Source organism: Xenorhabdus poinarii G6 (assembly GCF_000968175.1).
GTDB classification, from domain to species: Bacteria; Pseudomonadota; Gammaproteobacteria; order Enterobacterales; family Enterobacteriaceae; genus Xenorhabdus; species Xenorhabdus poinarii.
The window spans coordinates 1898373-1922973 of record NZ_FO704551.1 but is presented as its reverse complement, the minus strand read 5'-3'; the positions used below and the strand labels follow the sequence as shown (position 1 = coordinate 1922973).

Annotated in this window: 23 protein-coding genes and 10 pseudogenes; 21 read left to right on the top strand and 12 right to left on the bottom strand. The window is 40.3% G+C overall.

Annotated features, from left to right (window positions below; translation table 11 throughout):
- Positions 1-43 precede the first annotated feature (43 nt).
- Complete coding sequence (gene sbnA / locus XPG1_RS08840) at positions 44-883, top strand: 2,3-diaminopropionate biosynthesis protein SbnA (protein WP_231852987.1); 840 nt, start codon at positions 44-46, stop codon at positions 881-883.
- On the opposite strand, the gene XPG1_RS18015 is transcribed toward sbnA, so the two are convergent.
- A protein-coding gene (locus XPG1_RS18015) for an IS5 family transposase (protein ID WP_157879552.1) occupies positions 872-1713 on the bottom strand; the annotation gives its coding sequence in 2 pieces (ribosomal slippage) (positions 872-1371 and positions 1371-1713; 843 coding nt in all). The two genes, sbnA and XPG1_RS18015, sit on opposite strands and share 12 nt — an antisense overlap.
- A gap of 112 nt (positions 1714-1825) precedes the next feature.
- On the opposite strand from XPG1_RS18015, the gene XPG1_RS08825 reads away from it, so the two are divergent.
- A complete protein-coding gene (locus tag XPG1_RS08825) occupies positions 1826-2056 on the top strand; it encodes a hypothetical protein (RefSeq protein WP_045958760.1) in 231 nt (76 codons plus the stop codon).
- A 12-nt stretch (positions 2057-2068) separates the two neighbouring features.
- Here the strand turns inward: XPG1_RS08825 and XPG1_RS08820 are convergent.
- Positions 2069-2844: pseudogene (locus tag XPG1_RS08820) on the bottom strand (IS110 family RNA-guided transposase); the annotation flags it as partial.
- Between the two features lie 278 nt (positions 2845-3122).
- A pseudogene (locus XPG1_RS08815) lies at positions 3123-4491 on the bottom strand (IS4 family transposase); the annotation flags it as partial.
- A 217-nt stretch (positions 4492-4708) separates the two neighbouring features.
- Between XPG1_RS08815 and XPG1_RS08810 the strand changes: the two are divergent.
- The 11 genes and pseudogenes from XPG1_RS08810 to tyrP all read left to right on the top strand — a co-directional run bounded on the left by XPG1_RS08810 (position 4709) and on the right by tyrP (position 12179).
- A complete protein-coding gene (locus tag XPG1_RS08810) occupies positions 4709-5149 on the top strand; it encodes a GNAT family N-acetyltransferase (RefSeq protein WP_045958759.1) in 441 nt (146 codons plus the stop codon).
- A 285-nt stretch (positions 5150-5434) separates the two neighbouring features.
- Positions 5435-6184, top strand: coding sequence for a Thoeris anti-defense Tad2 family protein (locus XPG1_RS17060; protein ID WP_052708282.1), 750 nt, complete (start codon positions 5435-5437; stop codon positions 6182-6184).
- 351 nt (positions 6185-6535) lie between these two features.
- Positions 6536-7321: a DUF2829 domain-containing protein gene (locus XPG1_RS17055; RefSeq protein WP_052708281.1), complete on the top strand. Its 786-nt coding sequence runs from the start codon at positions 6536-6538 to the stop codon at positions 7319-7321.
- A gap of 206 nt (positions 7322-7527) precedes the next feature.
- Complete coding sequence (tnpA, locus tag XPG1_RS08795) at positions 7528-7983, top strand: IS200/IS605 family transposase (protein ID WP_045958758.1); 456 nt, start codon at positions 7528-7530, stop codon at positions 7981-7983.
- A gap of 417 nt (positions 7984-8400) precedes the next feature.
- Complete coding sequence (locus XPG1_RS08790) at positions 8401-9123, top strand: Thoeris anti-defense Tad2 family protein (protein ID WP_045958757.1); 723 nt, start codon at positions 8401-8403, stop codon at positions 9121-9123.
- 94 nt (positions 9124-9217) lie between these two features.
- Positions 9218-9481 (top strand): annotated as a pseudogene (locus tag XPG1_RS08785) (phage holin family protein); the annotation flags it as partial.
- Positions 9481-9861: a structural protein gene (locus XPG1_RS08780; protein ID WP_045958756.1), complete on the top strand. Its 381-nt coding sequence runs from the start codon at positions 9481-9483 to the stop codon at positions 9859-9861. The pseudogene XPG1_RS08785 and the gene XPG1_RS08780, both read left to right, overlap by 1 nt.
- A gap of 150 nt (positions 9862-10011) precedes the next feature.
- Positions 10012-10215, top strand: a complete 204-nt coding sequence (locus tag XPG1_RS18760) for a hypothetical protein (protein WP_197541098.1) — start codon at positions 10012-10014, stop codon at positions 10213-10215.
- Between the two features lie 21 nt (positions 10216-10236).
- A complete protein-coding gene (locus XPG1_RS18755; RefSeq protein ID WP_197541097.1) occupies positions 10237-10395 on the top strand; it encodes a hypothetical protein in 159 nt (52 codons plus the stop codon).
- 107 nt (positions 10396-10502) lie between these two features.
- Positions 10503-10712: pseudogene (locus XPG1_RS08770) on the top strand (transposase); the annotation flags it as partial.
- A gap of 237 nt (positions 10713-10949) precedes the next feature.
- Positions 10950-12179 carry a tyrosine transporter TyrP gene (gene tyrP / locus XPG1_RS08765; protein ID WP_045958755.1) on the top strand — a complete coding sequence of 410 codons (1230 nt, stop codon included), beginning with the start codon at positions 10950-10952 and terminating at the stop codon, positions 12177-12179.
- 6 nt (positions 12180-12185) lie between these two features.
- On the opposite strand, the pseudogene XPG1_RS17570 reads toward tyrP, so the two are convergent.
- Both XPG1_RS17570 and XPG1_RS18430 read right to left on the bottom strand, forming a co-directional pair.
- Positions 12186-12532, bottom strand: a pseudogene (locus XPG1_RS17570) (Tn3 family transposase); the annotation flags it as partial.
- Between the two features lie 36 nt (positions 12533-12568).
- Positions 12569-12679 (bottom strand): annotated as a pseudogene (locus XPG1_RS18430) (IS6 family transposase); the annotation flags it as partial.
- Between the two features lie 61 nt (positions 12680-12740).
- On the opposite strand from XPG1_RS18430, the pseudogene XPG1_RS18960 reads away from it, so the two are divergent.
- Positions 12741-12927 (top strand): annotated as a pseudogene (locus tag XPG1_RS18960) (IS110 family transposase); the annotation flags it as partial.
- Here the strand turns inward: XPG1_RS18960 and XPG1_RS08760 are convergent.
- Positions 12910-13551 carry a TetR/AcrR family transcriptional regulator gene (locus tag XPG1_RS08760; protein WP_045958754.1) on the bottom strand — a complete coding sequence of 214 codons (642 nt, stop codon included), beginning with the start codon at positions 13549-13551 and terminating at the stop codon, positions 12910-12912. The pseudogene XPG1_RS18960 and the gene XPG1_RS08760 overlap by 18 nt on opposite strands.
- Before the next feature lie 125 nt (positions 13552-13676).
- Here XPG1_RS08760 and XPG1_RS08755 point away from each other — a divergent pair, with 125 nt between their 5' ends.
- From XPG1_RS08755 to XPG1_RS18425, 5 genes and pseudogenes are all read left to right on the top strand, one after another.
- The gene (locus XPG1_RS08755) at positions 13677-14882 is read left to right on the top strand and encodes an MFS transporter (protein WP_045958753.1); all 1206 of its coding nucleotides are present in this window, start codon (positions 13677-13679) and stop codon (positions 14880-14882) included.
- Positions 14883-14961: 79 nt separating this feature from the next.
- Positions 14962-15735 carry a meso-2,3-butanediol dehydrogenase gene (gene budC, locus XPG1_RS08750; RefSeq protein WP_045958752.1) on the top strand — a complete coding sequence of 258 codons (774 nt, stop codon included), beginning with the start codon at positions 14962-14964 and terminating at the stop codon, positions 15733-15735.
- 37 nt (positions 15736-15772) lie between these two features.
- Positions 15773-16139: pseudogene (locus XPG1_RS18955) on the top strand (DDE-type integrase/transposase/recombinase); the annotation flags it as partial.
- Between the two features lie 413 nt (positions 16140-16552).
- A complete protein-coding gene (locus XPG1_RS08745) occupies positions 16553-17536 on the top strand; it encodes a zinc-binding dehydrogenase (protein WP_045958751.1) in 984 nt (327 codons plus the stop codon).
- A gap of 11 nt (positions 17537-17547) precedes the next feature.
- A complete protein-coding gene (locus XPG1_RS18425; protein ID WP_157879467.1) occupies positions 17548-17694 on the top strand; it encodes a hypothetical protein in 147 nt (48 codons plus the stop codon).
- Positions 17695-18009: 315 nt separating this feature from the next.
- Here the strand turns inward: XPG1_RS18425 and hppD are convergent, their stop codons facing one another.
- The 3 genes from hppD to XPG1_RS08730 form a co-directional block, all read right to left on the bottom strand.
- Positions 18010-19083 carry a 4-hydroxyphenylpyruvate dioxygenase gene (hppD, locus tag XPG1_RS08740; RefSeq protein WP_045958750.1) on the bottom strand — a complete coding sequence of 358 codons (1074 nt, stop codon included), beginning with the start codon at positions 19081-19083 and terminating at the stop codon, positions 18010-18012.
- Positions 19084-19172: 89 nt separating this feature from the next.
- Entirely contained in the window at positions 19173-19697 is a 525-nt protein-coding gene (locus XPG1_RS08735) for a hypothetical protein (protein ID WP_045958749.1), read from the bottom strand.
- 144 nt (positions 19698-19841) lie between these two features.
- The gene (locus XPG1_RS08730) at positions 19842-20453 is read right to left on the bottom strand and encodes a cupin domain-containing protein (RefSeq protein WP_045958748.1); all 612 of its coding nucleotides are present in this window, start codon (positions 20451-20453) and stop codon (positions 19842-19844) included.
- Positions 20454-20883: 430 nt separating this feature from the next.
- On the opposite strand from XPG1_RS08730, the pseudogene XPG1_RS17555 reads away from it, so the two are divergent.
- Positions 20884-21094 (top strand): annotated as a pseudogene (locus tag XPG1_RS17555) (DDE-type integrase/transposase/recombinase); the annotation flags it as partial.
- A gap of 18 nt (positions 21095-21112) precedes the next feature.
- Positions 21113-21445, top strand: a pseudogene (locus tag XPG1_RS19100) (ISAs1 family transposase); the annotation flags it as partial.
- A gap of 320 nt (positions 21446-21765) precedes the next feature.
- Here XPG1_RS19100 and XPG1_RS08720 read toward each other — a convergent pair.
- From XPG1_RS08720 to XPG1_RS08710, 3 genes are all read right to left on the bottom strand, one after another.
- The gene (locus XPG1_RS08720; RefSeq protein WP_045958747.1) at positions 21766-23001 is read right to left on the bottom strand and encodes an MFS transporter; all 1236 of its coding nucleotides are present in this window, start codon (positions 22999-23001) and stop codon (positions 21766-21768) included.
- 20 nt (positions 23002-23021) lie between these two features.
- Positions 23022-23885 carry an NAD(P)-dependent oxidoreductase gene (locus XPG1_RS08715; protein WP_045958746.1) on the bottom strand — a complete coding sequence of 288 codons (864 nt, stop codon included), beginning with the start codon at positions 23883-23885 and terminating at the stop codon, positions 23022-23024.
- An 86-nt stretch (positions 23886-23971) separates the two neighbouring features.
- Complete coding sequence (locus XPG1_RS08710) at positions 23972-24553, bottom strand: TetR/AcrR family transcriptional regulator (RefSeq protein WP_045958745.1); 582 nt, start codon at positions 24551-24553, stop codon at positions 23972-23974.
- Positions 24554-24601 lie beyond the last annotated feature (48 nt).

Genomic DNA, 24601 nt, shown 5'->3' with positions numbered 1-24601 from the left:
ACCTCTTTGTCAAAGTGGAAGGAATGCCGGTGGATCCATCAAAATGAAAACGGCTATTTCATTGATCACTGATGCTATTGAAAAAAAAGAATTATATAAAACAAAACAATTTATTGAGTCGAGCTCTGGCAATCTTGGTTTGGCATTGAGCATTATAGCCGCTTCAAAAGGATTGCATTTTACCTGTGTAGTCGATAAAAATACTTCCGCACAGAACATTAAAATGATGCGCGCGTTAGGTACACATGTGATCATTATTGAACAAAAAGACGAACAAGGCGGTTATCTAGCTAATCGTTTGGCTCATATCCGCTCCGCTATCGAAAGTGATCCCGGTCTAATTTGGCTAAATCAGTACCAAAACATGGCTAATCCGGCAGTGCATTTCGAAATGACGGCTAGATCTATTCTGACCGAGTTCAATAAAGTTGATTATCTGTTCATTGGAGCTGGTACTACGGGCACTTTGATGGGGTGCGCGAATTTCTTTCGCCGTTACTCCCCTCAAACTCAGTTGATTGCCGTTGATTCTATAGGTTCCGTTACTTTTGGTACTTCTGGTCAGACCCGCTACCTGCCGGGGTTAGGCTCTAGCGTAAAATCATATTTTTTTGATAAGAGTCAGGTTGATATGATGATCCAAATTCCTGAAGAGGAAACCGTGATCAGTTGCCGAGATATCGCACGTCGTTTCGGTTATCTGGCCGGAGCTTCAACTGGCACCGTGTTAGCAGCCGTGAAACGCGTACAACCTCAAATTAGAAAAGATGCCATTGTGGTGGCGATTTCACCCGATATGGGTGGCAATTATGTCGATACTATCTACAACGATGAATGGTGCGATCTCACTTTTGGTACTAGGTTGTGTCCCTTAATTATATAACCGCTTGTAAAAGAGTCGAATACAGCCTAATTTCACCATCGATAAATAGTTCCGGGCGGTTTTTTCGTAACGGGTTGCGATACGCCGATTCCCTTTCAGAAAACCGAAACAGCGTTCGACCACATTCCGGTCACGATAAGCCTGTTTATCAAATTTTGTGCGGCCATCAGTACTGCCTTTTTCATTGATTTTATACGGAATAATGCTCTTGACCCTCAATTTACGCAGATAACCGCGCAGTTTTCCGCCCGAATAACCTTTATCGGCCAGCACGGCTTTGCCACGTCGTTTCATGAAACCATTTTTGCGTTGGACGCCAATGCCATCGAGCAACGGAATGGCGGATTGACTTTCATGGGCTTGCCCTGCGGTCAATATTAGGTTGAGGGGAAAACCCTTTCGGTCTGTTGCCAGGTGGATTTTGGTGCCATAACCACCGCGTGAGCGACCCAGCGCATGATCGTCAGCGATATCGGGCTGTTTTTTTTCGCGCCGGCGGCCTCTTTACTGGCGCGAATATGGCTGCCATCTAGGCAAATTTCAGTCCAGTCAATCAAACCTTTTTCATCCAGAACGGACAGTAACCGATTAAATATCTTGTTGATAATGCCCGATTTTGACCAACGATTAAATCGGTTATAGACCGTTTTCCAAGGCCCATAGCGTTCCGGTAAGTCGCGCCACGGTGCTCCAGAGCACAATACCCAGAACATCCCATTCATCACACGACGGTGTTCAACATAGGGACGTCCTGCCCGTTCTGAATGAACCAGGGGCAAACAAGATTCTATCAATATCCATGCGTCATCAGGAATGTCGTAGCGTGCCATCATCTTTTCCTATATTGAAAACCGTTTAGATGATAATACTACCAATTTACATTAAGGGACACGGCCTAGTTGGAAAATGATTGAAAAAATATTTATATAAAAGGAATAAAATATGCCTGACCAACAAATGTGTTTTGAAGTGATTACTGGTGATTTTATCAGTAAGGTTATCTCCGATTCTCGACGAAATATTATCGATCTGATTCGCCAGAGCTATCTGATCCATCACCAAGATAAAACTGAAAACCCTGACAGTTGTTTTCTGCATTTTAAAAATAAGCCAGAAGCAAGGATAATCGCGCTGCCAGCGGCCACTGACATCTCCGTTTCTGGCATTAAGTAACCGTCTTAAACGTCAAGAGCTGAAGTTAATTATTTTTGCTTTATATTTTTCATCGTAAGGTTGCTGCGTATGCAGTACACCATAACAAAGATGCACCAACTTTCTCATTGCCGCACCTAATGCCGACATCTTCACTTTCCCTTTGCTAACAGACGTTCATAGAGCGCTTTAATATGGCTATTTTTACTGATTGCTGTCAGTGCTCCCATATACAATTTTGCTCTGATATTTGATGAACCTATCTTTGATAGCCGTGCTCGTCCATGGACGGAAGTTCCTGAGCGGCGTTCGACCGGAACAACGCCGAGATAAGCGGCCAGTTGCTCTGCGCTCTTAAAATTATTTCCTCGTAACACAGCCAGCATATTCCAGCCAATTTGTTTCCCTATCCCATCGATAGACATGAGAAGTTTAAGGTCACTTTTTAGTCCAGGATGTTGCGCTATATGGCTGGATATCAGACGTTCTATTTTGGCAATTTCGCCCTTCAGGTATTGATTAACTAACGACAATGAATCCATAACCTCCTGAACTTCCTCAGTAGATTTCAATGTATTCAGGTGATTATCAATTCGTAGTTTATCATTTAGCAGGCTATTTCTGTGTTGCAGCAACGCTCTCAGCTTCCGAATTTCTTCTGCCGGGGGCGCCCAGGCCTCAGGTTGCTTCAGGCAACCATAAGATGCCAGAACATAAGCGTCTACCGCATCTGTTTTTGTGAAGATCCCCATTGCTTTGGCAAATTCGCGACTGCGGCAGGGATTTATTACGGATGTCAGAATCCCCATATGTGATGGTAGCTAATCACCGCACCAGGAAAGATACAAGTTCCCTTCAAGGGATTATTTTGAAATTTTATTTAGTAGTCAATGTCAAGCCTAACTCAATAAATGTATTCAGGATCAAAACTACATTTATGGGAGCTAATGGTGGAGAGATTCTAATCAGAGATAATGATAATTCTATGGAATGAGTAAATTATTGGAGTAGGTTTTCCTTCATACACCACATAATCATCCGTACAATAAAACCGAATCATTTCACAGACAAACGGGATATTATCCCCGTCAAGAGACAGTGCAAGTTGGTAGCCTTCAAGCAAGGTTTGTAGTTTGAACCAGCCTTCCCATCGCCTCTGCCAGCCAACTATTCCGGTTCGCTTACTGTCATCCAACCTGAGAGCTTCCCTAATTTTAAATAGGCCCAATGTAGGCTGGGTACTTTTGTGGGGAGGTGCCTTGACTCCGTTTTCAGCCACAGTAATTTCCACGCGACCGAGCTCAATAAACTTTCACACTCTATTTTTTTGCACGCTCTGTTTGTAAACTAAGATAGCGCAACTGCTGGATACGAACCGCAATAAACGCTAATACAACGATCATTCGTTCCAAATTGTTTTTGCTTTGCATACGAAGTTCTTCGACTTGGGTTCCCCCTGTTTTCCATGATTTATGAAAATCCTCGATTAACCAACGCTTCTCATAATACTCAAGGATTTTCTGTGCTTGCTCAGCTGTTGTAACAGGTTCACTGGTTAAAAGGTGCCAACATAATCCTTCATTATCACCTTGTTTCTGACAACCAACATAAAAAAGTGAGAGGGAATGACCCGTTTTATTTGAGGGGATTTTTATTGAAATCGGCGCAAATCGACTATTACAGATGGCATCTCTTGATTGACGACCGCCTTTTTGTTGAACATGAACGCTCCGTTCCCCAGCACGGCATAGCGATGCACTAAATGGGTGAAGTCTATCATCAGCTTGCTCAATGCATCGACTTTGCATGGAGCGAACAACAAACCGCTGTTGTTGTTGTGTTTTATATCGAAGATATTCAATGATATCCGCTTTTCTGTCACAAACAGAGATGACGTTGTTCATTTGTTCGCCGAGTCTCAATGACATCGCTTGCGAGGCGCGTTGCCATTGATAACTCTCTTTATCTTCATAAGCGCGCCGGTTTCGGTCTTTACGTTGCCCATAAGAAGCACTATCCCGAGTCCAACGATGTTGTTCAATTAAGCCAATAACCTGCTGCTCCTCTGGTGAAAAGAGTAAAACAGAATGAACTTGCAAACCGGATGAATTTTTGTGAGATGTTGTATGACCTAGCTCACAGGCTGCTGTTGGATGCTTAAACTCCAAAGAAGTGCTGTCTTCCAACGCGAATAAACAATTGTGCGCCATACAGGCATCAACCGTTGCCGCAAAACCGGCTTCAGCAATGGCTTGGGCGTCAATATCATCGTTACGAACAAAACGATAAGCTGCTTCAATATCAGCGCTTGAAGAATGAGATTGCACAATGGATTTTCCCGTATTAGCCGCCAGTTGGCTAGCAAGCAGAATAAGTCTTTTCGTTCGACGTGCATCGCCTAATTTAGCTTGTTGGAATGTTGCTTGCGCCCAGACAGAGGTATCAATAGAAAACATAAAATTATCCTAAAACAGACTTTTAGGATCAGATCAATGTTAACTAAAAAAGTTCAATAAAAATCCCTCGTTATTATTGAGGGATTTGTGTAGTAGAGACAGGCACTCGCAGGGCTTTTTATTGCCTAAAAAACAGATAAGAGTTGCCGATCTCTTTGGTTAGAATTACATTCGTAGTATCTTGGTGTTATTGATATGTATCCATTTGGGGTGTGGTATGTTAATTGCGCTAGTTGATATAAATAAGGACAATTATGAAGCCGTTTGCGATCTATCTGTAACTGATGAACAGCTAGAATATATTGCGGAAAATGTGTTTTCTCTTGCTCAATCCAAGTTTTTTCCATCATATGAAACTCGTGCGATTTATTTGGATGGTACACCTGTTGGTTTTTTTATGTGGGTCCCCTCTGATACTGGGGAAAAAACAACTATTTGGCGTTTTATGGTGGATAAGAGCCACCAAAATAAGGGTATTGGGCGTAAGGCGTTAATGTTGGCCATCGAGGAAATAAGACGCACAGAGCAATTGGAAGAAATAGAAATCAGTTATGATCCAAGTAATCTTGCTGTGAAAAATTTTTATGCTAGTTGTGGGTTTATTGAAACAGGTATAGATGAAGAAGCTCAAGAAATGCTAGCGGTTATAAAGGTATAGTGTAAATTCATTTGTCCGTTAATTTAAAGTTTCGCCAATGCAGGGCTTTTTATTGTCCTATGTCCAACACGGATATTCAGAGTTAGCAGTAAATTTTGAATTTACAACTCACTGAATTACGCACTCGACTAATAGTCATACTTTATAATACGAAACCCTATTTTAATGCGTATTAATTCTATTAGCGGATATTAAATTGAGATAAAAACATAACCTAAGTAATATTAACTGACTAGTTGGCAGTAGGACGAAATGACCACTAACGAATAATAAAGTGAGGGATTTATGTCTGACGTTAATAAGCTGGATAATAAACAATGCCCGTTTGATCCTGAGCAATATAAGGAAAAGTTTGAAATTGATGATATAGCACCTGCCGGTTCTTTCCCGTGGGCAATGATAAAAATGTATTTAGGAGGGCAATTATATCGCAAGGATTGGTCTGCTTCTGGTGAATATATATACTTTGTAGCTGGTGATGGTGATCATATTGCACCCGAAGTTAAAATGCGTGATAAACACGGCATACTGACATCATGGCAGCCTACGCAAGACGACATGATGGCCTGTGATTGGATTGCAATGGATTGCATGTTGTCTTTTTATCTTAAGATAGAAGTTGTCAGGAATTATGGTAATAGTGGGTACAACTGGGGATACCTTGCTGACGAGGAATTGGCATTTCTCGGTGAGAATTCTTTTGGTGATTTAACTAACTTCCAAACTAAAACAGATATTAAGGAATTCTCATTATTCATATGGTGGGATCATGTGAATGCGATTGACATTAGAGTTTCCTCTGATAGGACTCAAGATGGTTATCAGAAGATGAAAGAATTATTTGGGAAAAACCTCACTGTAACTTCCAATGGCGTATCTTATTCTCTTGGGCAAATTAGTGAAGGAAGTCAACAAAATGGTGCAAAACAATACGAATTCGCTGGGAGCTACGCTAACACTGATGCAACAAAACTAGGCGACTTATTGAAACAAAACGTAGGTAGAGCAGTGCATTTTTGCTTCAACTGGAAATAATCCCAATCTACCCCCTAAATTCAAGGCTGCGCATGGTGTGGCCTTTTTTATTTCAACCAACTAAAACAGCTTTTCCCGGAAGTATTTTCTGAGGGAAAAATCGATTTTAACGCCTTAAAAGCGGTGCAGGGTGAAGCCGTATTCAGAGTTAGCAGTAAATTTTGAATTTACAACTCACTGAATCACGCACTCGACTAATAGTCATACTTTATAATGCGAAACCCTATTTTAATGTGTATTAATTTTGCTAATGGACATTAAATTGAGATAAAAATACAATCTAAGTAATATTGGCTGACGAGTTGGCAGTAGGATGAAATGACCACTAACGAATAATAAAGTGAGGGATTTATGTCTGACGTTAATAAGCTGGATAATAAACAATTTCTGTTTGATCCTGAGCAATATAGAAAAAATATTGCAATTGATAATATAGCACCCGCCGGTTCTTTCCCGTGGGCAATAATAAAAGTGTATTCAGGAGGGCAAGTATATCGCAAGGATTGGTCTGCTTCTGGTGAATATATATACCTTGTAGCTGGTGATGGTAATGATATTGCACCCGAAGTTAAAATGCGTGATAAACACGGCATACTGATATCATGGCAGCCTGCGCAAGACGACATGATGGCCCATGATTGGACGCTGTTAAAGTCGGTGCCAAAGACAGATAATGGGGAGCCAAAGATAGATAATGGTATGTTGTCTTTTGATCTTACGATAGGAACTGGCAAGTTTGATGATGGCAGGCAAAATTGGGGATACCTTGCTGACGAGGAATGGACTTCTATCGGTGAGTATTCTTTTGGTGATTTAACTAACTTCCAAAATAAAACAGATATTAAGGAATTCTCATTATTTGTATGGTGGGCTAATCATCCAGAGCTTGACATTAGAGTTTCCTCTGATAAGACTCAAGATGGTTATCAGAAGATGAAAGAATTATTTGGGAAAAACCTCACTGTAACTTCCAATGGTGTATCTTATTTTCTTGGGCAGGCTACAGAAGGAAATAAAACCGGTCAAAAACCATACGAATTCGTTGGGATGTACACTAACACTGATTCAAAACAACTAGGTGCTCTATTGAAACAAAACGTAGGTAAAACAGTGCATTTTTGCTTCAACTGGAAATAATCCCAATCTACCCCCCTAAATTCAAGGCTGCGCGTGGCGCGGCCTTTTTTATTATGGCTTTAGCCAGTTTAAGTCGCATTAGCGTCTTAAACATAAAACCACCCGCTTTGCGGGTGGAGTCAAAGGGTTATACCAAGAAAAACACCTTTCCGTTACGATATAGATGTTCAAGCTAATTGTCGTAACTCGAATAAGGAAAGGTGTTTATGGGCATTAAAGCACAAAGCTCAGCGCATACAAAGTGGCTGTGCAAATACCCTATCGTCTTTTCGCCGAAATATAGACGGAAAGTGATTTTTAATGGTATTCGTTCAAGTGTTGGTGAGATTTTACGAGATCTTTGTAAGTATAAAGGTGTTGAAATAATCGAAGGACATCTGATGCCAGATCACGTTCATAGGTTAGTGAGTATTCCTCCAAAATTAAGTGTTTCAAGTTTTATGGGATATTTGAAAGGCAAAAGTTCGCTGATGATCTTTGATAAGCATGCAAACTTAAAATACAAATTTGGCAATAGGAAGTTTTGGTCAGAAGGGTATTACGTGAGTACGGTAGGGCTGAATGAAGCAACCATTCAGAAATATATCAGAGAGCAAGAAAAATCAGATTTAATCGAAGATAAGTTAAGTACGAAGGAACATGTGGACCCCTTCAAGGGGTGAGCTAAAGTAGCAAAGACACTTAGCTTGAACGAAGAGAAAGCAGCGTCATTTAGGCGCGGTCGGTAACACGCCCTTATAGGGCTAGAGCAAACCACCCGCTATGCGGGTGGTGATGATTTCAACCAACTAAAACAGCTTTTCCCGGAAGTATTTTCTGAGGGAAAAATCGATTTTGACGCCTTAAAAACGGTGCTGGGTAAAGCCGTATTCAGAGTTAGCAGTAAATTTTGAATTTACAACTCACTGAATTACGCACTCGACTAATAGTCATACTTTATAATACGAAACCCTATTTTAATGCGTATTAATTCTGTTAGCGGATATTAAATTGAGATAAAAACATAACCTAAGTAATATTAACTGACTAGTTGGCAGTAGGACGAAATGACCTTTAACGAATAATAAAGTGAGGGATTTGTGTCTGACGTTAATAAGCTGGATAATAAAAAATGCCCGTTTGATCTCAGTAAATACAAAAGTAATGATGTGGTGGCTCCTGTAGGTTCTGTTCCATGGGCAATCATTCAGGTATATGAAGGGAAAGCAGTAGGTCGTACTGAATGGAATTCACTTGCTGAATATATACACCTCTCGACTAAAAACGATGGAAGTGGTCCTATCCACATTGAAAAGCATAATAAAGATGGCATTTCGGAGTCCTGGGAACCAACGCCGGAAGACTTGATGGCGTGTGATTGGGAGTTGATTAAATCAGTATCAGGATGCCCAGAAGATAGCGTGCTAGTTTTTGATATTGTTTTAGGGAGGTATGGATCAAATTGGGGATATTCAAGTGATGTTAGTATCTCTTACGGAGAATTAAATCTAATCAAAAATAATGAGATGGAAATACAAAAAATAGAAGGTTTTTTTTGGAATGGTAGTGAATTTATGTTTGATGTAGTCACATCTGAAAATAGTGAAAGTCTTCAAAAAATAAAGGAATTATTTGAAAACAAAAATCTTCAAGTAATAGTCGACAATGTGAAATACAAGCTCGGTCTAGGTACGTATTTTAGCTCCTTTGATAAATATGGTCTTTCTATTAATTATCAAAATGATGACGCTCAAAAATTGAGTGAAATATTGAAGCAAACAGGTAAAACTAAACGTTTCTGTGTCAAATGGGATAATAATTAGGTCAGTTAAATTTATACACAAAATCTAAGGCTGCTCTCCGGCGTGGCCTTTTTTATATTTACCACCACAATCACTTCCAGTACATCCGTATCCACGCATTGCGGGAATGCTGCTAGCGGCGGTAACCGCATTTACGCGTGAGAAACGAGACGGTGCGGGTTGGATGGCGTCATTGGCTGAAGCGGCGATTTGTTCGTTTATCAGTATCGGGATTATTACCGCGCTGGAATATGCGAATCTGCCGCTCAGTCTGGCGCAGTTTTTTGGTGTGTTCATTGGATTTTTAGGCACCAAAAAAATTGGGGCGATTATCGAATCTGTATTCATTTTTCTCAAAAATAAATTTGGGGTGAACTGATGCGTAGAGGCATACGCAACATTCGCCACGGTGATAAATGGCTGGGGTTGAGAGATACACAAACAGATAAATCATTTTGTCAGTTTGTATCACCAGAATATGGCATACGGGCCATGCTGAAAATTCTGTGTAATTATGAACGCAAATATGGCGATAATACGATCCGTCAGTTTATTTCCCGCTGGGCGCCACCAGTTGAAAACGACACTGAGGCATACATTAATTATGTGAGCAGGTTGGTTGGTATTGCCAGTGATGCAGTGATTGGTGTGAACCATCAACGCACCATGACAGTACTGATTACGGCGATGATCTGGATGGAAAACGGTCAACAACCGTATTCTGATGATGTTTTCACGCGGGCATTTGAGTTGCTATGAAATTGAAATTGATAGCTGCGATTGTTGGTATAGGGCTGATCACGAATTAATAGCGAAAACCGGAACCGCTCCGGTAGGGGGCGAATAAATTGTTCTCTGTCTGGATGGTGATTAAGAACTTCTCCCATCTGGGCCAGCATTCTGACGTCAATGCTAAAACTTTTAGCCTGGAGCAATGAGGTGTGTTTGCTTCAAATCCGGTTTATTAGGGCATTCCAGATAGGAAACAAAAACGATGTTCAGGATGCCCGGATCATTGGCCTGGTAGTTCAACAGCCGGGTAAATCTGTTGCCGCCAAAAACGAAGAACAACAGGCTATTTTGTCATTACACCGGATGCGCGACTCGTTGTGAAATTCAGTACCTAGCAAATCAATGCGTTGCATGATTTGCTACTGGGATTTAGTGAAAGGCGAGCATAAGGGAAGAGCCTCACTGAATAAAGCGATGTCGGAGGTGTTTGAGCGATTAAGGGAAAAACGGGATCCGTTCCTGCTTGGACTTCTTGAAGAGTATTATTACATTACCGTTTGAACGAAATCAATGAACAAATTAGACAGGTAGAAAAACGGTTTTTTCTCATTAACAAAGAAAGTACGAGTGAAGAAAAAGCGATTGATTTTCACTTAGGTAATTTACCCCACTTTTACTCTCCTCAGAAAAAAGGAATAAATGAGAATACAAATAGATTAATTAGAGACTACTTTCCAAAAGAGACAGATATTAATAAGGTATCAGATCTGGAGATAAATATTGTGGTCAATCTCTTAAATAAACATCCTAGAAAAACGCATGATGACAAAACACCTAATGAATTATTCAAGGATATACGAACTTGTTTACTTTGTTAATAACTGTGTTGTACTTACTATGTGAATACAAGAATTTTTTAAATGATTTTAGTGCTAACCTAATGTCACTTTCTATGGGAATAATTTTTCGTCAATTAATTAATTAAATATAGTTGTATTTGGTTATTGTTTCTAGAATGATGTGGAAACATAAATTTTTTGTTAATTTTTTATTGAAAATAATATATATATATTGATATATGTTAAAGAGGCGTTCTCTTTTAAAGGATAATCTTGGTGAAAAATCGAACTTTTGGAAGTGTTTTTATTGTTGCTGGTACAACAATTGGAGCAGGGATGTTAGCGATGCCGTTAGCTACAATGGGTGTTGGTTTCTTTACGAGCATGATTATTTTGATCGGGTTATGGGGATTAACGAATTACACAGCATTGTTATTAGTTGAAGTTTATCAATACAGTACTTCCAATATTGGATTTGGAACACTTGTTTCAAAATACTTAGGTCATTCCGGAAAGATTGTTGCAGGCGGAAGTATGATCTTTCTTATGTATGCTTTAATTGCAGCTTATATTAGTGGGGCCGGTGAGTTACTAGTGAGTAATCTAAATAAATGGTTAAATCTGTCATTTCCTATTTCATTAGGAAGTGTTTTATTTACTTTGATTACCGGGTGTATTGTTTGTGTTGGAACGAATGCAGTAGATTTTATAAACCGAATTGTATTTAGTATCAAATTTATTTTTTTTATTTTAATGTTGGCAATGATAACACCCCACATAGATCATGTAAATTTATTATCTATGCCGATAGGGCAAGGAATCATTATTTCATCCATTCCAGTAATTTTTACATCATTTGGTTTTCATGGATGTGTTCCTAGCATTGTGCGATATATGAATGGAGATATAAAAAAATTGAGGCGTATATTTATAATAGGTAGCTCAATTCCGTTAATATCATATATTATGTGGCAGCTTGCAATGTTAGGAAGCCTTGAATCAAGAGTTCTTTCTGGTATTTTGATTGAGAAATCTGGTTTGGAGGGATTATTGCGCTCCATCCATGATGTAGTTATATCGCCTGAATCAGAGTTTTTTATACAAATGTTCGCTAACTTAGCTTTGATAACTTCTTTTTTAGGAGTAGCATTAGGGTTATTCGACTTTTTGGCGGATTTATTCAAACGTCACGATAGTATATCGGGTCGTTTACAAACCGGATTTCTGACATTTTTACCTCCGTTATCTTTTTCATGCTTCTACCCGAACGGTTTTGTAATAGCTTTAAGCTATGCAGCAGTGGCATTATCTATCTTAGCCCTATTATTACCGAGTCTTTTAGCATTCAAAGCACGCAAAAAAAATACAGGTCAGTATCGGGTTATTGGTGGTACTCCTATGTTGGTTTCAGTTTTCCTTTTAGGTATTTTTATCATTTTTATTCAACTAGGGGTTATGGTTGGTATTTTTCCTGAAATAGGGGGTGCCTCAGAAAACAGAATTTAAAGCACACTAAGATAATTTGAGTTGTCGCAACGGCCTGAATTTTCCATCTCCAATTCTGGTTCGACAGCTCCGCACATACTCGCCGATTAAATTGATATGTTCCCAACCGAGAGTGGACAGGTCTTCAAGTAATGATTCATCACACGGTATCCATGCTCCCGCAGACTCTTTATTGCCTGTTCCAAGTAAACCGTGTTCCATAACACTATTGCTGTTGTAACAAGATTTAAACCACTGGCTCGATAGCGTTACTGCTCAAAAATTCTGTCATGAATTTTCTCGAGACGATTGAAAAACACAGCCCGCGCCAGCGCATTGCGGGCTTCACCTTTATTCAACCCTGCATGGGTTCTGTCACATTAACAAATAAAGTACGAGTGAGGATCATGTTCTTCCGAATTACGCAGGCTCAGCGTGTAAGCTAGATAGCAGTGAACACACAAGGCAATAATATCAACGGGATAGTGCAGACGTTTGAACGCTTTTCGGATAAAGGACATTGCTCTGGATTTGCTCAAAAACAGGGGGATTACTTGATGACCGCTTAATGAGACAGAACCCTATATGACCACATTAGCGGCAATTAGATTTAATTCCGTTCTCCGTGCTTTCTACAGGAGATTGACGACAACAGGCAAGCCAAACAAAGCCATCACCGTTGCTTGCTTGTATGCGTAAATTACTGGTCATTCCCAATGTAATGATAAAAACAAATAAACCATGGGGCGAATCATTCCATACAGTTTAAAGTGGAAGACGGTTGCTCATTACAGCCCCTAGTATCCCAAACTTTCATTATTTGTGTAATGGATGACTCAAAAACCTTTAGAGGAACTCCATTCCTAGCCAAAGTTGAAAATCCCAACAAGAAGCTGTCAAACATTGCTGCCATTACTGTAGGATCGCTTTCTCCAGCCAATTCACCATTATCTATAGCGCGCTGGATACAGGACGTGAAACCTTTTCGTACTCGTCTTCTGGCATCGATCAGCAGTTTTTGAATGTGGGCGTGCTCCGGAGAACAGACGCTAGCTGATAGTACCAGCAAGCAGCCTGGAGGATGGTTACATTCCGTTTGCATTTTTGCTGAACAACGTAGAGCTAACTCAATAGCCTCTTTGGGGGGTAGGGTTTGATCCCAAAGGCTAGCAGTTACTTGGCCATACGTATTGAGATAACGGGTGACTACTTCTTTAAATAATATCTCTTTGGAACCAAAGGCAGCATAGAAACTAGGGGCGGAAATATCTCCCATTCCAGACTTGAGTAGGTTTAGAGACGTTGATTCATAGCCATGCTCCCAGAACAGCAGCATTGCTTGATTGATCGCTTCGTCACGATCGAAACTACGTGGGCGCCCCAGCTTAGCCATGATCATTTCCTCGCATTTCTTCGTTTAAAACAAATTTATATACTAGTCAATATAAAAGTTATTGACAAGATGTCCTCATCACCATTAAGTTATGTATCAATCGATATATTAAAGGGGCTATTTTGATGAACGAAAAAACTTCTAAGGCACTTGGAGCGGAGAGTGAGCGCTTACCGATTTCTGGACTATTGGCACTTGCAATGACGGGTTTTATCGCCATTCTGACGGAGACGCTTCCCGCAGGTCTGTTACCACAAATTGGTATGGGTCTTGGTGTTTCAGAAGCATTAGCTGGCCAGCTAGTCACACTTTATGCTCTGGGCTCTCTATTGGCTGCAATTCCCCTTACGGCAGCAACACGTGGTTGGCGCCGGCGACCAGTCTTATTACTCGCTATCGGCGGCTTCCTAATTTTCAACACCATCACCGCATTGTCTACCAATTATTTTCTGACGTTGATTGCGCGTTTTCTGGCTGGCGTTGCTGCGGGTCTTGCCTGGGGACTTTTGGCAGGTTACGCACGCCGGATGGTATCTGTCTCATTGCAGGGTCGTGCGATGGCGGTAGCGATGGTAGGAACACCAATTGCACTGTCGCTGGGGGTTCCTGTCGGAACTTGGATCGGTAATCTCATTGGTTGGAGAGGAACCTTCGCGATTATGTCTGGCTTGACGTTGATGCTGGTGGTGTGGGTCATGCTTAAATTGCCTGATTTTCCTGGCCAAAATTCAGATCGTCGAATCCCTGTTCATAAAGTCTTTACTACAGCAGGTGTACGTCCGGTCTTGTTTGTCATCCTGCTTTGGATGTTGGCACACAACATTCTTTATACCTATATCGCACCTTTCCTCGTACCCGCAGGACTGTCGGATCGTGTTGATTTTATTCTACTGGTATTTGGAGTAGCGGCGTTGCTTGGTATTTGGATAATCGGTCTGCTGGTTGATCGTTATCTACGAAGGCTGGTATTGCTCAGCCTCAGCGTATTCGCCTTAATTGCAATCATGCTTGGTTTTGGCGGAAAAGTCTCAGCTGTTATCTATCTGAGTGTTGCTCTGTGGGGGTTAACTTTTGGTGGTGCAGCTACATTACTGCAAACCGCGTCCGCAGATGCGGCTGGGGATGGTGCTGATGTGGCACAGTCTATGGTTGTTACAGCCTGGAACCTTGCTATTGCTGGCGGGGGTATTATTGGGGGAATACTACTGGAAACCAATGGGGTATCCTCATTCCCTTGGGCTATATGTATTTTGCTGTTGATCGGATTATTTGTGGCTTGGCAGGCAAAAAAACATGGTTTTCCTCATAGCCGGCAAGTCTCATCACGCTGAGTGCTCTTAGTTGGATAAATTTATATTAGGTGAAATAAAAATATAGTTTTATTGGAGACTGCATTGTAGGAGTCATGAAATGAATCGTTTTAACTCAAAAGTTGTAATTGTCACAGGTGCGGGTTCTGGTATAGGTGCTGCAACGGTACAACGTTTCTATGAGGAAGGTGCAATGATTGTCCTTTCTGGCCGTAATAAGGAAAAACTCGAACACTCTGCTCAGAAATTAGATCCTCAACGCATACTGATTGTACCAACTGACGTCTCTCAATGGGCTGATGTTGAAAAACTTATCTCAATTACAATCGTACACTTTGGTCGTCTGGACGTCTTAGTGAATAACGCTGGGGTAGGTTGGGAAGGCCAAATTACAGATGAAAGCGCGTTGAGTGATTGGCAAAATGTTTTTGCAACAAATGCTAATGGCGTATTCTATGCTTGCCGTGCCGCAATACCCCACCTGAGCAAAACTCGTGGCGCAATTGTTAACGTTTCGTCGGTCACAGGGCTGGGAGGGGATTGGGGAATGAGTATTTACAATGCCTCTAAGGGGGCAGTATCCAACTTGACTCGAGCTTTAGCTCTAGACTATGGTAGCCAAGGTATTCGAGTGAATGCAGTATGCCCAACATATATTGTTTCAGACATGTCACAGTTCGTTACAGCCAATCCAGATCTAGTAGCAAAATTTGCCGAACGCATCCCGCTGAAACGCGGTGGAACACCACAAGAAGTCGCTGATGTTATTATTTTCCTCGCCAGCCAAGATGCCCGTTTTATTACCGGTGTGAATCTTCCTGTAGACGGTGGTGTCACTGCATCCAGCGGGCAGCCTAACTTATTAGGAGTATAATTGGAAATGTTAGTGGTGTTAATGTTATGTAGTTACAATAGGTTGTTACATCATTTGTTCACCCCGACGATGTCCTGTTGATATTATTGCCTTGCGTATTCGCTGTTATCTAGCCTACGCGTTGTGTCCGAGCGTAGGCGGGGATAACCGTCGAGCATCCACTCTTTCCCGCTGGGTTCATCTGACCCGTTGATGGTCAAACGCTATCGGCGGAGTCAGCCTGCGGTTGGATGTCAATGTCGAATGGACGAAACCACTATCAAAATCAAAGGACAATAGCGTTATCCTTACCGTGCTGTGGATTCAGACGGCATACGGTTGATTTTTCGTTGACAATTCATCGGGATAAAAAAGCAACATTACGTTTCTTTAGGAAAGCAATATGCCAGCACGAACAACCCGAAAGCCGCGATGAATACGTTAAACAGGATATGTCCTACGCTGAGGTTCAAAAACTTCAGACGACTCAGACCCTGTTAGATGAGGTTATATTGGTTAGTATCTTACGTAGAAGATAATCCCCTCAAGAATCGGAATACCCAATTTCATCTGCCGATTTTTTCAATCAACTTTCTGCATAAAATCACTCAAAATAATTTTGCTCGCGATCTCTCCATTAATGTAATAGAACCTTCTAGTCATATCTGATTTCTTTAATTAAAAATATATGTACTAATTGATATAAAAATTATTGACAACATCTGGGTTTAATACTTACAATTGTATCAATTGGTATGGTTATATTAAATTATTAGCTATTTTCAAAAAAATAGTTTTATCAGCATATACGTTATTTATATAAAAAAGAGACATAGTCATGAAAGCATACGTTATTAATAATACTGGTGCTCCCGGCGTTATGAAATTGCAAGATATTCCTGAACCCATTACCCGCGAGGGAGAAGTGCGTATCCGCGTACACGCTTTTGGTATTAATCGGTTAGAGGTTGATATCCGTTCTGGTTCTTATGGCCCTCTAGCGGCTCCCACTGTGTTGGGTATCGAGGCGGTAGGAGAAGTTATTGAGGATAATTCAGGTGCTTTCTTTCCTGGTCAACGTGTTGCCACTGCAATGGGGGGATTGGGGTTTGATAGAACTGGCAGCTATGCTGAACAAGTGGTTGTACGGCGTGATAATGTTATTCCATTTGGTGATGTTAACTTAGATTGGGAAGAATTAGCCGCATTGCCTGAAGCTTTTTTGACCGCATGGGGAGCATTGACCCCTACATTGGGATTAAGTGAAGGTCAGAGATTACTAATTCGAGGAGCAACGTCTTCGGTTGGTCAAGCAGCAATTGTTTATGCAAAATATCGAGGAGCGAAGGTAATAGCAACTACTCGCAGACATTCTCAATGCGAAAGGTTAATTGAATTAGGTGCAGATTCTGTTCTCGTTGATACAGGAACAATAGCAGAACAAGTACGTCAACAATATCCTCAAGGAGTTGATGCAGTTCTTGAAATCACAGGAGGAGAGACTGTGCGCGATTCTCTCCAATCTGTCAGAGCGTTTGGAGAAGTAGTTGTAATTGGTCTGTTAAGTGGAAGAGTGATTGAACAATTAGATCTACTGAGTGATCTGCCCAATGCCGTCGGATTACGTTTTTTTTCAACTCAGATGCTTGGCACCCCGGAGCTACGACTAGATAAAGCACCTTTGGCACACATAGCTCAACAAAGGGCAATGGGGGCCATTCCCTCTATCCGTGCCCACTCCTTTGATTTTGACCAAATTATTCAAGCCCATGAGTTAATGTCTAGCAATCAGGCAGTTGGAAAAATAGTTGTACGCCTTTAAGGCGTTATATTGTGAGTTCGTTGGCAGGAAAAGTGGTGTTGATTACGGGAGGCCACCGTAGTACTGGGGCGGCAATAGTGGCGGATGTGTCTGATGTTACTCAAGTGATTTCAGCGGTGAAACAAACTGCGAATGTGTTTGGTCGCTTAGATATTTAATAATGCCGGAAATTTTCTAGTGAATACTATAGAAAATCTCATCCTGGAAGATTTTGAAAGAACAATATCTGTGAGTTTGCGTTCAGTATTTGCTGTTATCATACCGGTAATTAAATATCTCCCCGGTGGGGGCGAATGATATCTATAGATTTTACTTACAAACGCCACAAGGTTGATTTCTAAGTACAGCAGAATATCGCCATGACAAAATGTGCGAGAAGGTATTTCCTTGTAAATTAAGTTATAGATAATAGAATAACAATAGTGGCCAATCTAAATTGGCCAAGAATTAAGATTAGTAGGATATTTTGAACATTAAGTAGTTAAAACACCACGCTCAATCTGGTCTCTTTCGATAGATTCAAATAAGGCTTTGAAATTACCCTCACCGAATCCTTGATCCCCTTTGCGTTGGATAAATTCAAAAAACACTGGACCTAATAAATTGGCGGAGAATATTTGTAATAATAGGCGAGGGGTTCCATTTTCAGCTGAACCATCAAGTAGAATTCCTCTAGTTTGAAGTTGATTGGGGTCTTCACCGTTACCGGGTATACGTTCCTCAAGCATTTGATAATAACTTTCTGGAGGTGCTTTCATGAGTGGCACCCCTGCTTCAATTAGTTTATCCACACTATGAAAAATATCATCAGTAAGCAAGGCTATATGTTGGATACCTTCTCCATTGAATTGCATCAAAAACTCTTCTATCTGACCTGCTCCTTTATCTGATTCTTCATTAAGAGGGATTCTGATCTTACCATCAGGTGCAGTCATGGCTTTGGACACTAGGCCAGTATACTCGCCTTTGATATCGAAGTACCTAATTTCACGAAAATTAAATAAATTCTCGTAAAAATTTGCCCAAAAGGTCATGCGACCACGATAAACATTATGAGTAAGATGGTCGACTACGGTGAAACCATGACCTTTGGGATGGAGATCAATATCATCTAGATATTGAAAATCAATGTCATATATTGATGTTTTATTTTGAGATTTATCAATTAAATATAATATTGTACCACCAATACCCCGAATAGCGGGTAGGCGAAGTTCCATAGGACCAATCGGAATTTCGACGGGCTGTGCTCCTAATTCTATAGCTCTATTAAAAGCTTGCTTGGCATCTTTAACGCGGAAAGCTAAGCCACAGACACCTGGTCCGTGTTCGGCAGCAAAATAGGCAGCAGCACTTTGAGGTTCCCTATTGATAATGAAATTAATATCTCCTTGGCGGTATAAAGAGACATTTTTAGAGCGATGTCGTGCTATTTCGGTGAACCCCAATAATTCGAAAGTATGTTCGAGTAAATTTGGTTTGGGTGATGAAAACTCAATAAATTCAAATCCATCTAACCCCATTGGATTTTCAAAAATATCAGTCATTGCCTTTTCCTAAATAGAAAATTGGATATCTATAAGTTTAAAGTTGTTATTGATAATTATAAGAAAGTATATTAACTCCTCTGGTAAGATTAAATAGAGTTTTTTAGAGTTATTTTTTCACTATTCGATATAGAGAAATGATTACCAAATAGAGTAGATAACTGTTCAATATTTTTTGCTGTAGTTATTACTTTTGAATCGGTTTCGATGAACATTCCCCCTGTTTTCCCGAATAATTTGACCTTAACTAATTGTGTGATAGTGAAATCGTCGAGAAAAACTGACTCAGCAAGATAAGAACTGGCATCAATATTTACTAAGGGAATTCTGCTATTAGATATTATCAATGCCTTTGATTCTTCACCATTTGTCCATATTTTTCCGGAAACACGAAATGACTCGATTTCGGAGTTTATTAATTCAACTGCTGCACTTGCTTTACCTCGGGTAACAATATTACCGTCAACGATGCTGCTTTTAGCAGAGCCTCCTTTAAAACGAATACCTGCTGATGGTTGTAGATACATCCTACCCGATGATAATGACTCTGCTTCATTACCAAATGTTTCAATATTACCTTTGATGGTTATTCTTCCAATAGGTTTCTGAATCAAAAAAGAGATTTTTCAATAATAATATGAGCAGAGGGGTTAGATATTGCTTGTTGCAATTCAGATACCGTGCTCACATATACCAAAGAAGAAGTGGTATTTTTAGTTATTATATTGTTCATTCTTTTAAATTCCATTTTTTAAAAATTATTTTTTTTGTATGTCATTTTTGACATCGGTAGGGTAGTTATTCAGAGCTTCTCCCTCTAATTCTATATATGACTTATATTTTTGACGGATTTCATTTAATTCACTAGCCGAAAATGGCGTTATTTGACTGCCAGCGGGAACCGATGTTGCTCTGACATACTCCTCAAAACCGGGAGTGGGGAAAATCCATATCACAGTTGCAGTTGTGTTCCCCCTATTCTCGAATCCCATCCATGTATTTTCTGGAGCATAGGCCATTCCTCCTGTACCCAAGGGGCGTCTTTCATTTCCTATATGAGCAATGACGGAACCTGATTGTACAATGATTAGCTCTTCTGAATGTGTATGCCGATGACGCGGAATGGCTTTTCCTGGAGGGATATCTTCAGTACCAACAGAAAAATTTTTTGCTCCAGTAGTAACAGGATCAACTTTAATTGTTAATGGATATCCCCAACGTCTGGTTAGTTGTTCTCCATCCTCTGCTGATATAATTGTAGGTGTTGGTTCTTTCGCATAACTAGTTGTGCAATAAGCTCCCATAATTAGTGTAAGAGCTGTGGCTACCATTTTTGGATTTAGATAGGGACTATTTTTTTTATATTTCATGTTAATCTTCCTTGTTATTTCTTTTTGATATAATTTCTTTGTGTTAGTTTTTATTATGTCGATTAAGTATCGCTCTAACAAAATAAACATTAAATTTCGATGGATAATATATTTTTAATTGCATGAAAAATAAATACGCCGTAGATGATTTGTTATTTTTATGATTGTTTTAAAATGTTTACGTTAAGTGTAAATATTTTACAAAACTTATTTAATTAAATCAGGGTGTTTATTTTTGTGCTCTTTGAGAGCATTTATTTATATTGGTTTTTATGGGATGTATGGTGTGGAAATATTGTGTTGTATTGAATTAATAACTATAAGAGTATGTGTTTTTTATTGGGGTTGTTTTTTGGATGGGTATAATAATGGGTCTGGTTTTAATTTAGGGATGAGGTTAAATAATTTTTTATCGTGATTACCCCATTGGGATAAAAGTGGCTCCAGCAAAGCCGCATTGGACACGTTAAACAAGGAAAAAACAAAGGATAACGACAGCATTATTCGACAGAATAAGAATCTTAATAATCTGATTGAACAGGATCACTGCAACGTCAAACGGCGGGTACATCCTATGCTGGAAGGCAAAAACTTCAGGCTGGCTTAAAATCGTGTTGGCCGGGATTGAATGGGTCTGTATTACCGCGATCCCAAAATAGCTGGCTTTGCTGGATATTGAAGGTTCTATTATCACGGTTGACGTGATGGGTTACCAGTACAAAATAGCTAACCAGATTGTCAGGAACAAGGCAGATTATATGCTGGCGTTAAAAGGCAATCAGGGCGAGTTTCATGACGATATTATATTCTTTTTAGATACCCATTTGACGAAAGATCTTACGGGGATTTCTTACGTCAAAACCCAGGACATGGAGGGCGACTATAGTTGTATCGAACAGCGGCAGTTGTGGCTGGTTAACGATATTCATTGGTTGCTGGAACGGCACCTCAGTGACCCACGCTGGGCAGTATCACAGTTGTGGAGTTTTTAACCTGCTGAAAAATGAGAAAACAATTAAGATGGGGCTGAAAAGCAAACGTTAGAAAGCAGGATGGGATAATGGCTATATGCTGAAAGTCCTAACGCTGGGGTTTACGTCAGTATCATTTAACCCCATTTGCTCTGTCGACGCAGCAATAAAATTCTTCTAAATTAACCATGCCTGAGGCTCGATCTTGTTTTTTAGCAAAAACGTTGATCGTGCCTCAGGCATTTTAGTTCCCCTCTTAAGCAAATCTCAGGTTAGTTAAGTTTCGTTTTTCAGCCATCTATGTTTAGAGGATATGACGCTCAGTGTAACGAAAACTCACGTTAAGCAATTTCTGATATAACAGATTTCTGTCTTCTTTGGCCGGATCTGAAACCATTTTTCTTGGCTCGCCAGACTAAACATAATGCAAATAATGAAAGGGCAATCATGGTAATCGGAAATGAAGTCATACCATAATTATTGAGTAAACCTCCCCCGATAATACCTCCCCCTGCGACTGCTAGATTAAAAATAGTAACCAACATCGATTGGGCGATATCTGCATTTTCTTCCGCTACATCAGCAAGCGCTGTTTGCAATAATGTCGGCGCACCACCAAAAGACATTCCCCAGACAATTAATCCGAACCACACAAACAGGCTATTATAACTCGATAAAATAAGTAACAGTGATGCTATAACAGACAAGATAAGACTCAGTAAAGTCAACACCCTTACGCCACGGTCAACAAATAATCCCGTTAACCAAATTCCTACAATGCAGGCGATCCCAAACACGAGTAACACAACATCAATACGAGAACTCAATCCAAATGCGGTTAAATAAGGAGCAATATAGGTGTACAAAATATTATGTGCTAAAATCCAGGCGAAAAGGGTGACTGATACTGAACGAACTCCCGGCAAAAGAATAACTCGACGAATGGATAATCTTTGTTGACTTGATTGTCCTGCAAAATCAGGGATTGCAAGTCGGATCCAAATCAATAATAGCAGAGCGATTACTGACATAATCCAGAAGACTCCGCGCCAATCGAATAGAGTACCTAACATTGTTCCCAGCGGTACGCCAATGCATAGCGCAATAGGCTGACCAACGCCTGCAATTGCCAACGCACGCCCTTGTAAGTGATGAGGAACTAAACGACGAGCGTAACCTGCAAATAATCCCCATATAACACCCGCCGCCATACCCGCGATAAAACGAGCCACTAAAGTAAGAACGTAATCTGTAGATATTGCAGTAATTGAATTGAATACTAATAATCCACCAATCGCACATAAGAACAAAAGCCGACGATTTAAATTACGTGTTACAGCAACAATAGGGATTGCCGCTAAGACCGAACCAAGAGCATAAAAAGTAACAAGCTGACCAGCCTGAATTTCGGATACATTTAACCCTTCACTAATCTGCGGTAATAATCCAGCAGGTATCGTCTCCGTTAAGATAGTTAAAAATCCAGCTATTGTAAAAGCCAATAATTTCCAAACAGGCAGCTTATTCGAGTTTACATCATATTCAAATGCTGTATTTACTTGATTTAGATTACTCATGCATTAACGCTCTCAAACAATTAAATTATATAGGTTGCGGCCATATCTTTGTCGCCATGACCTGCTTTAAGAGCATGTTCAAATCGGGTAAGGCTGACATTTGCACCGTCAATTTGTAGATTAAATTGTTTAGCCGCATCAACGACTAATTGAGCATCTTTTACCGCATTTTCAATGCTAAAGCTTACGGTGTAATCATCTGATAACATGGCGGCGGCTTTGCTTTGGAAAAATACGCTATCCATTGGGCCACCTTTAATTACATCAACAACTAACTGTGGGTCGATTCCTAATCCTTTGGCTAAGGTCAGGCTTTCAGCAATCCCATGTGTCAATGAAAATACCCAGCTATTTAAGGCAAGTTTGAGGCAACTGCTTGCTCCCTCTTGCTCTGATACCCAGATAGTCTTTTTACCGATAGCATCAAAAACAGGTTGAACTTCAGTACGTTTATCTATCGGGCCAGAGGCAAGAATGACCAATTGAGCTAATTCAGCGGGTTGCTTGGTACCTTGAATAGGGGCATCGTAGTAAATCAAACCTATTTTTTCAGCTAAAGCACCTAGAGAAGTTGCCGCTTCGACTCCAATAGTACTTAGCTGTAGCAAAATAGTGCCTTTACGAATAGTCGATGCAGCCCCTTCTAACACCTGCTGTACGTTCATTCCATCTTTGAGAACGGTGATGATGATGTCTGCATCTCGAACAGTATCCGCAGGCGTATTAAAAACCTGAATTCCTTCTGTTTGAAGCGGTAGTGCTTTTGTTATCGTTCGATTCCATGCATGAACTAAAAATCCTTTTTTCTGTAGATTTCTGGCTATTGGTGATCCCATTAAGCCCGTTCCTAGTACTGCAATTTTGAGTTGTTTTTGCGTCGTCATAAAAATTTCCTTTCAATATTAATTTGGAATGATCGTTCCAAAATGAAGTAAATAAAAACCGGGTCTTACATACTGCGGTAGACGAGTTACAATGTTTCCAATGCAATGTTAATGACATCATGTAGACAGCGCTGACGCTCTTGAACAGAGCAACCTTTGCCCATTATTCTTAAGCCCTGTATTGTGTTTACAAAAAAATACGCTAAAGCAGAAGCATTCTTTTCTTTTGAAATCTCTCCGGCAAGTTGTCCTGCCTGAATACGCTTTTCAAGTGCCTTTTGTAGCCGTTTCAAATTGTATAGCACCAAGTCTGCGATAGTTGTATCATGTCCGGCTAATTCTAATGATGCATTTGCAACCATGCAGCCTCGCATGAGAGAGTCGGATAGCTCATCCTCCGCAATACTTAAAAGTAGTTTGCGAATTGATTCCTTAGCGGTTCCTTCTCCCGCAATAAGTTCTATGTTAGCGGCTGTGATTGTAGAATAATGTTCCAGTGCTTTCTGATAAAGCCCATACTTATTTTCGAACGTGTTGTATAGACTGCTTCTCGATAAGCCAGTCCCTTCAACTAAATCCTGTATAGATGTTCCTGCATAACCCCGTAGCCAAAAAACCTGCATGGCAGCTTCTACAATCTTATCGGTGTCAAATTCCTTTATTCGCATATTTTATATACCTTTTGGAATGATCGTTCCAAGTAAGTTAATTCAAAG